Origin of the sequence: Actinoplanes sp. NPDC048791, assembly GCF_040650095.1 — a bacterium.
Taxonomy (GTDB): domain Bacteria; phylum Actinomycetota; class Actinomycetes; order Mycobacteriales; family Micromonosporaceae; genus Actinoplanes.
In genome coordinates, this window is the sequence record NZ_JBEZGQ010000237.1 from 1 (window position 1) to 10,081 (window position 10,081).

Annotated in this window: 8 protein-coding genes and 1 pseudogene; 3 read left to right on the forward strand and 6 right to left on the reverse strand. The window is 69.9% G+C overall.

What is annotated here, in order from left to right; all coding sequences use genetic code 11:
- Nucleotides 1-234: 234 nt before the first annotated feature.
- The 6 genes from AB0C29_RS19005 to AB0C29_RS19030 all read right to left on the reverse strand — a co-directional run bounded on the left by AB0C29_RS19005 (nt 235) and on the right by AB0C29_RS19030 (nt 5,965).
- The gene (locus AB0C29_RS19005) at nt 235-1,710 is read right to left on the reverse strand and encodes an ATP-binding protein (protein ID WP_360821793.1); all 1,476 of its coding nucleotides are present in this window, start codon (nt 1,708-1,710) and stop codon (nt 235-237) included.
- Nucleotides 1,711-3,369: an FAD-dependent oxidoreductase gene (locus AB0C29_RS19010; RefSeq protein WP_360821795.1), complete on the reverse strand. Its 1,659-nt coding sequence runs from the start codon at nt 3,367-3,369 to the stop codon at nt 1,711-1,713.
- A gap of 10 nt (nt 3,370-3,379) precedes the next feature.
- Nucleotides 3,380-3,673: a UBP-type zinc finger domain-containing protein gene (locus AB0C29_RS19015; protein WP_360821797.1), complete on the reverse strand. Its 294-nt coding sequence runs from the start codon at nt 3,671-3,673 to the stop codon at nt 3,380-3,382.
- Nucleotides 3,670-4,833: an NAD(+)/NADH kinase gene (locus AB0C29_RS19020; protein ID WP_360821799.1), complete on the reverse strand. Its 1,164-nt coding sequence runs from the start codon at nt 4,831-4,833 to the stop codon at nt 3,670-3,672. Before AB0C29_RS19020 ends, AB0C29_RS19015 begins: the two co-directional genes overlap by 4 nt.
- 96 nt (nt 4,834-4,929) lie before the next feature.
- Nucleotides 4,930-5,664, reverse strand: a complete 735-nt coding sequence (locus tag AB0C29_RS19025) for a 50S ribosomal protein L11 methyltransferase (protein WP_360821801.1) — start codon at nt 5,662-5,664, stop codon at nt 4,930-4,932.
- 97 nt (nt 5,665-5,761) lie between these two features.
- Nucleotides 5,762-5,965 (reverse strand): cold-shock protein, encoded by a 204-nt coding sequence (locus AB0C29_RS19030; RefSeq protein WP_023561244.1) that lies wholly within the window; start codon nt 5,963-5,965, stop codon nt 5,762-5,764.
- A gap of 319 nt (nt 5,966-6,284) precedes the next feature.
- On the opposite strand from AB0C29_RS19030, the gene AB0C29_RS19035 reads away from it, so the two are divergent.
- From AB0C29_RS19035 to AB0C29_RS19045, 3 genes and pseudogenes are all read left to right on the forward strand, one after another.
- Nucleotides 6,285-7,832: a ricin-type beta-trefoil lectin domain protein gene (locus AB0C29_RS19035; RefSeq protein WP_360821803.1), complete on the forward strand. Its 1,548-nt coding sequence runs from the start codon at nt 6,285-6,287 to the stop codon at nt 7,830-7,832.
- 170 nt (nt 7,833-8,002) lie between these two features.
- On the forward strand, nt 8,003-9,631 hold the full coding sequence (locus AB0C29_RS19040) for a beta-1,3-glucanase family protein (protein WP_360821805.1): 1,629 nt from the start codon (nt 8,003-8,005) through the stop codon (nt 9,629-9,631).
- A 269-nt stretch (nt 9,632-9,900) separates the two neighbouring features.
- Nucleotides 9,901-10,081 (forward strand): annotated as a pseudogene (locus AB0C29_RS19045) (Bcr/CflA family drug resistance efflux transporter); the annotation flags it as partial.

Consider the following 10,081-nt stretch of genomic DNA (forward strand, 5'->3'; position numbering starts at 1 on the left):
CCGCGCCGTCGGTCGTGGCGGGCCCGGCCGCGGAGACCGCGACCTTGGCGGTACGGCGCAGCAGTACGACTGCGAGTGAATCCATGGTCCGACCCTCCCCCGGGACATGCGGAAGCGGTGGGCGGAGAGTCGCGGCGCTAGATTGCGATTAAGAGTCGTGGAGAAGGAAGCACCGCGGGGAGCCGCCCACCGCTGTGCCTGATCATAGGGAGCCGGAGCTCGCGGCTCATCTCATTAACGGGACGCCTGCTCGGCCAGCGGCAGGCTGACCAGGAACTTGGTGTCACCGGGCTGCGACTTCAGGACGATGTCGCCGCCGTGCCCGTTGACCACGATCCGGTACGAGATGTCCAGGCCCAGCCCGGTGCCCTCGCCGACCGCCTTCGTGGTGAAGAACGGCTCGAAGACCCGCTTGCGCAGTTCCTCGGGCACGCCTGGCCCGGTGTCGCCGATCGACACGACGACGTGGTCGTCCTCGCGGTACGTGCGGATCGTCAGCGTGCCGGCGCCGTGCATGGCCTGCACCGCGTTGTCGATGATGTTGGTCCAGACCTGGTTGAGCTCGGCCGGGTGTGCGGGCACCTGGGGCAGGCTGCGGTCGTAGTCCTTGACCACCTTGACGCCGTCGCCGATCTTGTGGCCGAGCATGACCAGGGTGCTGTCCAGTCCGGTGTGCACGTCGATCCACTGGTGCGCGGCCCGGTCCAGCTGGGAGTACTGCTTGGCCGAGGCCACCAGGGAGGAGACCCGGCCGGTGGCGTCCTCGATGTCGCTCATCAGCTGCTCGGTCTCCAGCGCGTACCCGATCCAGTGGATCGCCTGGTCGAGCAGGCCCGGCTCGACGACCTTGGCCTTGATCAGCTCGAGGCACTCGATGTCGAGGCCGCCCTGGGCGAAGACGGGCGCCAGGTCCCAGCCGCCGGTGACGCTGTGCTCCTCCATCCAGTCGCCCAGCTCGTCCTCACGGTCGGCGGCCTGCATGGCGGTCAGCGTGGGGGCCTTGGCGGCCCGCTCGATGACGTCCTCCTGGAGCTCCACCAGCGCGTCCAGCCGCTCCGGGGCGACCTTGCCGGCAGCCAGCATGCCCAGCTTGTGCCGCATGCCGGCGACCCGCTGACGCAGCGCGCCGGTGGCCCGGGACGCCGCCGCGGCGGGATTGTTGAGTTCGTGCATCAGGCCCGCGGACAGCGCGCCGAGGGCGACCAGCCGCTGCCGTTCGGAGATCGCCGCCTGGGTGCTGCGCATACCGAGGGTGAGGCCTTCGAGCAGGTGGATCGCCATCGGGAACCATTCGCGCATCATCCAGCCGAAGTCCTCGGCGGTGAGCACGAAGAAGTCGGAGTCGTCGAGCGCCCGCATGGAGGCCATGTACTTGCGCTCGAGACCTTCGTCACGGATGTACGCCTGGGTGGCCCCCATGTACACGCCGCGCTGCTCCGTACGGATGGTCTGCACGTCGTCCTGCCCGACCCGGCGGGTCAGCGCGACCGTGCCGCTGAGCAGGACGAAGAAGTGACCAGCGGGCGCGCCTTCCTCGATCACCAGGTCCCCGGCCGCGACGTGCTGGGTGCAGCCGTGGTCGGCGATCCAGGTGAGCTGCTCGTCGGTCAGCTTCTCGAACAGGAACAGGGTCCTGAGCTCGGCAGGGGTCAGCTTGCCGGGTTCACAGGGCTCGAGTTCGATCTCCTCGACCGCGTCGATGTCGGACATCTACTGTGCCTCCAGGTAACGATGGACCAGCGTGACGGCCATCGCGCCCTCGCCGACCGCCGAGGCCACCCGTTTCACCGAGTTGGCCCGGACGTCGCCGGCGGCGAAGATGCCGGGAACACTGCACTCCAGGTAGAACGGATCCCGGTCCCGATCCCATCCCGCCGGACGGGTGCCATTTGTGAGCAGATCCGGGCCCGTGTAGACGAAGCCCTTCTCGTCGCGGGCGACGGCGCCGCCGAGCCAGTCCGTGCGCGGCTCGGCGCCGATGAAGACGAACAGGTAGCCGCACTCGACGCTGGTCACCGTGTTGTTCTTGCTGTCACAGATGGTGATCGCCTGCAGGTGCCCGTTGCCCTGGGCGCCGACCACCTCGCACCGGGTCCGCACGTGCACGTTGTCGATCTTGTTGAGTTGCTGGATCAGGTAGTACGACATCGACGCCTCGAGGGAGTCGCCGCGCACGAGCAGGGTGACGCTGCGGGCGTACCGGGCGAAGAAGAGTGCCGCCTGACCGGCGGAATTCGCCCCGCCGATGATGTAGACGTCGCTGCCCGCGCAGGACGGCCCCTCGGTCGCGGCGGAGCCGTAGTAGACACCGGAGCCGGTCAGCTCGGCGACGCCCTCGGCGGCCAGCGGCCGGTAGGCGACGCCCGTGGCCAGCACGATCGAGTGCGCGGAGATCTCCCCACCGTCGGCGAAGTGCAGCGTGCGGGCCGATCCGTCGGTGCGCAGCCCGACCACCTCGCGGGTGTTGAGCACCTCGGCCTCGAACTTGCCGGCCTGCCGGCGGGCCCGGTCGGTGAGCTGCGCGCCGGAGATGCCGTCGGGGAAACCGAGGTAGTTCTCGATGCGGGAGCTCTGCCCCGCCTGCCCGCCGACCGCCTGCCGCTCCACCAGCAGCGTCTTGAGCCCCTCGGAGGCGCCGTAGACGGCCGCGCCGAGCCCGGCCGGCCCGCCGCCCACGATGATCAGGTCGTAGAAGTCACGCTCCGGCGCCGTCGAGAGCCCGACCGCCTCGGCCACCTCCGAGTTGCTCGGCTGCGCCATCGCCCGGCCGTCCGCGGTCACCACCAGCGGGATCGACTCGGGGCCCACCCCGGCGGCCTCCAGCAGGCGGCGGCCCTCCGGGTCGTCAGCGGCGAGCCACTTGTACGGCACCAGGTTGCGCGCCAGAAAGTCCCGGACCTGGTACGACGGCTCGCTCCACCGGTGCCCGACCACCCGGATGTCCTCGACCTCGCGGTCGCCGGTGGCCTGCCAGGCGTCCAGCAGCGCGTCGAGGACCGGGTAGAGCTTCTCCTCCGGCGGGTCCCAGGGCTTGAGCAGGTAGTGGTCGACGTCGACCACGTTGATCGCCTGGATCGCGGCGTCGGTGTCCGCGTACGCGGTCAGCAGGGCGCGCCGCGCGTTCGGGAACAGGTCCATCGCCTGCTCGAGGAACTCGATGCCGTTCATCTGCGGCATCCGGTAGTCGGCCAGGATGACGGCCACCCGGCCGCCGCGGAGCTTGATCTCCTTGAGGGCCTCGAGGGCCTCGGCGGCGGAGGCGGCGCGGATGATCCGGTACGCCTCGCCGTAGCGGCGGCGCAGGTCCCGGGCGATCGCCCGGGACACCGAGGCATCGTCGTCGACGGTCAGGATGGCGGGGTGGCCCATGCGTCAGTCCTCAGGGATGCGTGAACGAGGGGGCGTCCGCGACCTCGAAGGCCACGTTGTCCTGGTAGCACCACCACCAGTTCTCACCCGGCTCGTACGACTGCACGATCGGTTCACCGGTGGCGTGGAAGTGGGCGGTGGCGTGCTTGCCGGGCGACGAGTCGCAGCAGCCGACGTGCCCGCAGGTCATGCAGACCCGCAGGTGGACCCAGCGGCCACCCTCGGCGAGGCACTCCACGCAGCCGTCGCCGGACGGCTTGACGTCCTGGACCTGGTCGAGGTGGGTACAGACGGGCTTGGTCATCCGGGGTTTCCTCTCGCGGCGAGCAGATCGTTGTACTCGGGGTGCCGTTCCACGTAACCGGCGACGTAGGGACAGGTCACCACGACCGGCGTGGACCGGCCACGGGCGTCCTCCAGCGCGGCCGAGGCCAGCCGGCCGGCCAGCCCACGGCCCTCGAAGGCCTGGTCGATCTCGGTGTGGGCGAGCTCGACCTGCCCGCTGTGACGGCGGTAGTGCAGGACCCCGGCCAGCTCGCCGCCGAGCAGGATCTCGTAGCGGGACTGCTCGAAGCTGTCCACGACGGTCGCGTCGGTGGCGTCACCGGAGCCGACCTGGGCGCTGCCCTCGACCCGCAGCTTGCGCCGGGCCCGCTCGTAGAACGAGGTCTGGCCGAAGCGGATGACCTGGGCGGCGCCGGGCACCGGGATGATGGCGAGCTGCTGGCCGGCCTCGGCGTAGCCCTGGATGATGCCGTCGACCTCGATGGCCAGCCGGCCGCTGGTCGCCAGCACGTCGAGCTGGAGCTGCTCGTCCGGGGAGAGCACCAGCGAGCGGTTGAACGAGGAGTGCGCGGCGGCCGCGGAGACCAGCAGACCCTCGACGTTGGGCGAGACGATCGGGCCACCCGCCGAGAAGCTGTACGCGGTCGAGCCGGTCGGTGTGGCGACGATCACGGCGTCGGCCGCGTACCGGACGAAGTTGCTGCCCTCGACGTTGATGCCGACGTGGGCCAGGCCGTAGCCGGGCACCCGGACCAGCGCGATGTCGTTGAAGGCGGAGACTTCCTCGCCGTCGGGCAGCACCGTCCGCACGGCCGTCCGGGACTCGATGGTGAACCGGTGCTCGTCGATCGAGGACAGGGCGCCCGGCAGGTCCGGCAGATCGACCTCGGCGAGGAAGCCCAGCCGGCCCACGTTGACCCCGAGGACGGGCGTCTTGCGCCCCTCGACCAGGCGCATCGTGCGCAGCATGGTGCCGTCGCCACCCAGGCTGACCAGCAGTCCGGCGCGCTCGACCATCTCCTCGGCGTCGACCGCGACGGCGTCGCAGTCGATCCGGTTGATCTCGTCGTGCAGGCCGAGCACGGTGACGTCCCGCGACGTGGCCCAGCTGACGATGGCGTCGATGGCGGCACCGCAGTCCCGCCGCGGGTGCAGGACGAGCCCGACCACCTTGATCATGCCCACGACTTGTACCCCACGATCATCCAGCAACCCCCGGTCGCACGCGTGTCAGCGTTCAGCCTTGCACGTCCGACCGGGAAACCGCGAGGACCGTCAGCTGGTGAGTGCCACAGCCACCGGGGTGAGCACGCTCGTGCGGTCGCGCTGGCCGTCCTCGCCGGAGACCAGGGGGGCCGACTCGTAGGTGGTGAGGGTGCGCAGCAGCCCGGGCGGCGCGTAGCCCCGGCCGGGGTCGCCGAGCAGCACGGTCGCGCCCCGCTGCATCGCGCGGCCGATGAAGGGCAGCATCTTGGCGGCGACCTCGGCGGTGTAGAGGCAGTCCCCGGCCAGGATCACCTCGAAGTCGTCACCGTCACCGTCGGTCAGGTCGTCGGCCACGGTGGCGAGCTGCACGCCGTTGGCGTTGGCGTTGGCCTGGATCGCGGCGATGGCGTAGCCGTCCGTGTCGTTGGCGGTCACCTCGGCGGCACCGGCGAGCGCGGCGGCGATGGCGACCAGGCCGGAGCCGGACGCGAGGTCGAGGACGCGGCGGCCGGCGACGACCTCCGGGTTGTCCAGGACGTACCGGGCCAGGGCCTGACCGCCCGGCCACGGGGTGGCCCAGTACGGCGCGGGCAGCGGGCCACCGTCCTCGGCCTCGAGCCGGGCCCAGAGCAGTACGGAGTCCTCGGCGAGGAAGAGGTGGACCTCCGGGACCATCGGCACAGGGCCCATCTTCAGGGCGTCCTGCTGCACCGTGCGCGGCGGGAATGAGGCGTTACGCAGCAGTCGTCGCTGCAGGGCGCTGTGGGTCGCGGCCGCGTACGGGGCTCCGGAGTACGTCTTCACAGAACTCGTTTCATAGCAGGAGTCGAGCCGGGGGGAAAACGACCGAGGGCCGTGCCTTCCGCTGCGATGCGGAAGGTACGGCCCTCGCCGACGTTCGTCAGATGGGACGGATGTTCGCCGCCTGCAGGCCCTTCTGGCCCTGCTCGATGTCGAACTCGACCCGCTGGTTCTCCTCGAGGGTGCGGTACCCGTCAGAGGCGATGGCGGAGAAGTGGGCGAACACGTCCGGCGCACCGCCGTCCTGGGTGATGAAGCCGAAGCCCTTGTCCGCGTTGAACCACTTCACTGTGCCGACAGCCATGCTGAACCCTTTCGAAACCACAGGGAGCCCGCACCTCGCGAACTCCGTCGCCGCCCGTAGAGGATCAGGAAACCGGACTCATACGACAAAAGCCCAGTGGGTTCGGATACCCACCAGGCTCTGGCAAATATGAGAAATCGGAACGGCAACTCGACAAAGCTAGCACGTTCCGCCGCCCGACGGCGTCGCGCGACGCGCTGACATCGATGGACAACGATCATCGAAGTTTCTTGACACTTCGTTAACAAATCGACAGACTCCGATTCAGAGAGCGCTCTCCGTTCCCCGGAGTTCCCCCTGCTCAGCGGAAGGATCCCCCATGTCCCGTGCTGTCCGTTCCCTGGGCGTCGCCACCGCGGCGCTCACCGTGCTGGGCCTGCTACCGGCCACGAGCTTCGCCGCCGATACACCCGCGCCGGCCGCACCCACCGCGGCCGCCCGATTCGACATGGCCCCCGGGATGGTCGCCGCCATGCGCCGCGATCTGCGGCTGACCGACGACCAGATCGCGGCCCGGCTCGCCACCGAGGCCGGCGCCCCGGTGGTCGAGAAGCAGCTGCGCACCCGGCTCGGCTCGAGCTTCGGCGGCGCCTGGATCCCCGCGGACGGCTCCCGGCTCACCGTGGCGGTCACCGACCCGGCGGCCGCGGACGCGGTCCGCGCGGCCGGCGCGACCCCCAAGGTCGTCGCCCACAGCGACGCCGACCTGACCGCCTCCCGCCGCAAGCTCGACAAGAACGCGGCAAAGATCAAGAACACGGCGGTACGCGGCTGGTACGTCGACGTCGCGGCCAACAAGGTCGTGGTGACCGCGGCCCCGGGCAAGGCGGCTGCCGCCCGCGCCTTCGCCGAGAGCAGCGGAGCCGGGGCGGTCACCGTCGTCGAGTCGGCCGAGGCTCCCAAGCCGATGTACGACATCCGCGGCGGCGACCAGTACGTGATCAACGGCAACACGCTGTGCTCCGTGGGCTTCTCGGTCGCGGGCGGATTCGTCACCGCCGGGCACTGCGGCGGCGTGAACAGCCCGACCCTGGGCAACAACAACGTCGCGCAGGGCACCTTCGCCGGTTCGTCCTTCCCCGGCAACGACTACGCGTGGGTCCGGACCAACGGCAACTGGACCCCGCAGCCGTGGGTCAACAACTACGCCGGCGGCAACGTGCTGGTGGCCGGCTCGCAGGACGCCGCGATCGGCAGTTCGGTCTGCCGCTCGGGCCGCACCACCGGCTGGCGCTGCGGCACGATCCTGGGCCGCAACGAGACCATCGTCTACTCCCAGGGCGCCGTGTCCGGCCTGTCCCGCAGCAACGCCTGCGCCGAGCCGGGCGACTCCGGTGGCTCGTGGATCTCCGGCAACCAGGCCCAGGGTGTGACCTCCGGTGGCAGCGGTAACTGCTCGTCCGGCGGCACCATGTGGTTCCAGCCGGTCAACGAGATCCTCGGCGTCTACGGCCTGTCGCTGACCACCAGCGGCGGCGGCAGCGGGGGCAACTCGCTGATCAGCAACCTGAACAGCAAGTGCATCGACGTGCCGAACGCCAACTTCGCCGACGGCGTGGGGCTGCAGATGTGGACCTGCAACAACACCGCGGCGCAGAAGTGGAACTTCGTCAACGGCACGCTGCAGACCTCCAACAACAAGTGCATGGACGTCGCCTGGGGCTCGACGGCCAACGGGGCGGTGATCCAGATCGTCACCTGCAGCGGCAACCCGGCGCAGCAGTTCGTCCTGTCGGCGGCCGGCGACCTGGTCAACCCGCAGGCCAACAAGTGCATCGACATCGACGCCTGGAACGCCAACGACGGCGCCCGGCTGATCCTCTGGGACTGCACCGGCGGCGCGAACCAGAAGTGGCGTCGCGCATAGCGAATAACTGTTATCGCCCGCCGATCGCGCTGTCCGCGATCGGCGGGCGACTCTTTGTGTGCGGCTTCCGTTAGAAAAACTTTAATGACGTTCTTAATTAACGGATCCGCAGTTAGGAGTCCTAATAATTAGGCGCATCCCCGCACATCCCCCTCCGGAGGCAGTCCCCCATGCGCCGCAAACGAACACTCATCCTCTCCGTGGCCGCCGTGCTCGCGGCCGCGGGGACGACCTGGATCGCCCTGCCGGCGTCCGCCGCCGCGGCGACCGCGGCCTTCACCAAGACCTCCGACTGGGGCACCGGCTGGCAGGGCGACGTCACCATCACGAACGGCGGCTCGTCGGCGATGACCTCCTGGAAGGTCGAGTTCGACCTGCCCGCCGGCGCCACGATCGGCAGCTTCTGGGACGCCGAGATGGTCGCCGCCGGCAGCCACCGGACCTTCACCAACCGGGCCTGGAACGGCACCGTCGCGGCCGGCGCCAAGGTCTCCTTCGGCATGGTCGGCGCGGGCGGCACGCCGCTGAACTGCCTGCTCAACGGCCAGCCCTGCGGCGGCGGCCCGACCGCCCCCACGGTCGCGCCGACCACGAAGAACCCCACCGTGGCGCCGACCACGCGGCCGCCGACGACCGCACCGACCACCCGGCCGCCGACCACGGCGCCCACCACGGCCCCGACCGGCAACCCGTCACCGCCGCCGGCCTCGAACCTGCTGCCGGTCACGGTCACCAACAACACCGGCCGCTCCGACGCGGTGTACCTCTACCTGCTCGGCGTCAACCTGAGCACCGGCAAGCTCGGCTACGTCAACGGCGCCGGCACGTTCACCAACTGGACCGGCGGCCAGCCGACCCCGGTCCCGGCCCCCGACGTGTCGATCCCCGGACCGGCCAACGGCGCCAGCACCACGATCAAGATGCCGAAGAACCTCTCCGGCCGGCTCTACATGTCGTTCGGTAAGAAGCTCGATTTCCGGCTCAGCATCGACGGCCTGGTCCAGCCGGCGCCGTGGGCCGGCGCCGACCCCAACAAGGACATCCTGTTCGACTGGAGCGAGTTCACGCTCAACGACTCCGGCCTGTGGCTCAACAGCTCACAGGTGGACATGTTCGCCGTGCCGCACATCGTCTCGGTGCAGGGCGGCAACGGCGTGACCAGCAAGACCGGCGAGCTCAAGGCCGGCGGGCGGCAGCGGGTCATCGACCGGGTCAAGGCCCAGCCGGGCTTCGAGAAGACCGTCTACACCCGGGCCGACGGGACCGTGCTGCGGGTGCTCGCCCCGGGCAAGGCGGCTGACGGCGGACAGTTCAGTGCGACGTACCTGGACCCGTACATCACGTCGGCTTGGAACGCGTACGCCGGCCGGACGCTGACCGTGGTGCCGTTCGGCGACCGCCCGGACACCAAGTACCTCGGCCGTACCTCCGGCAACGTCATGAACTTCACCGACACCACCGGCCGGACGGTGGCCTCCTTCACCAAGCCCTCGACCGCCAACGTGTGGGGCTGCGACGGGGCCCTGGGCGCGCCGAACGACCAGGTCGTCGGGCCGATCGCCCGGACGCTGTGCGCGGCGCTGCACCGCAGCACGCTCGGCACGCTGGACACCCAGCCCAGCGGGACCGCGGCGGACTTCTACAAGGGCACGCTGACCAACCACTACTCGCGGATCATCCACGAGCAGATGGTGGACGGTAAGGCGTACGGCTTCGCCTTCGACGACGTGCAGAACCAGGAGTCGCTGGTGCACGCCGGCGACCCGCGGCAGGCCGGCATCGTGCTGACGCCGTTCTGATCCCTTCGATAGTCGGCACCGGGCCCGGCGCGTCAACCGAATTACCATTCTTCGGTAGGCGCGCCGGGCCTTTTCCCATTATTTTTCTTGACTGTGACGGGCGGCACCAAATTGCTGCCCGGGGAATCACCCCCGGAAGCCCGAACTTGTCATACCTGTGTCGGACGCTGGACAGCGACCGACCGGACGACGAGATGGGATCCACTTTCATGACCCAGGCGCCCGAACGCCTCGCAGCACCGCCGACGGCGCAGACGCCCGGGGAGCTCATGTCCCCGCGCGAGCGGCTGCAGCTCGTGCTGGTGCTCGGCTTCCTCATCGCCCTCGGCCCGCTCACCATCGACATGTATCTGCCGTCGCTGCCGACGATCACCGACGACCTGCAGACCACCACCGCCGCGGTCCAGCTGACCCTCACCGGCACGCTGGCCGGCCTGGCCCTGGGCCAGC

Excerpts from the sequence above, each read along its gene's own strand:
- AB0C29_RS19005 (WP_360821793.1), bottom strand. The coding sequence starts at position 1,710 with ATGTCCGACATCGACGCGGTCGAGGAGATCGAACTCGAGCCCTGTGAA.
- AB0C29_RS19010 (WP_360821795.1), bottom strand. The coding sequence starts at position 3,369 with ATGGGCCACCCCGCCATCCTGACCGTCGACGACGATGCCTCGGTGTCC.
- AB0C29_RS19015 (WP_360821797.1), bottom strand. The coding sequence starts at position 3,673 with ATGACCAAGCCCGTCTGTACCCACCTCGACCAGGTCCAGGACGTCAAG.
- AB0C29_RS19020 (WP_360821799.1), bottom strand. The coding sequence starts at position 4,833 with ATGATCAAGGTGGTCGGGCTCGTCCTGCACCCGCGGCGGGACTGCGGT.
- AB0C29_RS19030 (WP_023561244.1), bottom strand. The coding sequence starts at position 5,965 with ATGGCTGTCGGCACAGTGAAGTGGTTCAACGCGGACAAGGGCTTCGGC.
- AB0C29_RS19035 (WP_360821803.1), top strand. The coding sequence starts at position 6,285 with ATGTCCCGTGCTGTCCGTTCCCTGGGCGTCGCCACCGCGGCGCTCACC.
- AB0C29_RS19040 (WP_360821805.1), top strand. The coding sequence starts at position 8,003 with ATGCGCCGCAAACGAACACTCATCCTCTCCGTGGCCGCCGTGCTCGCG.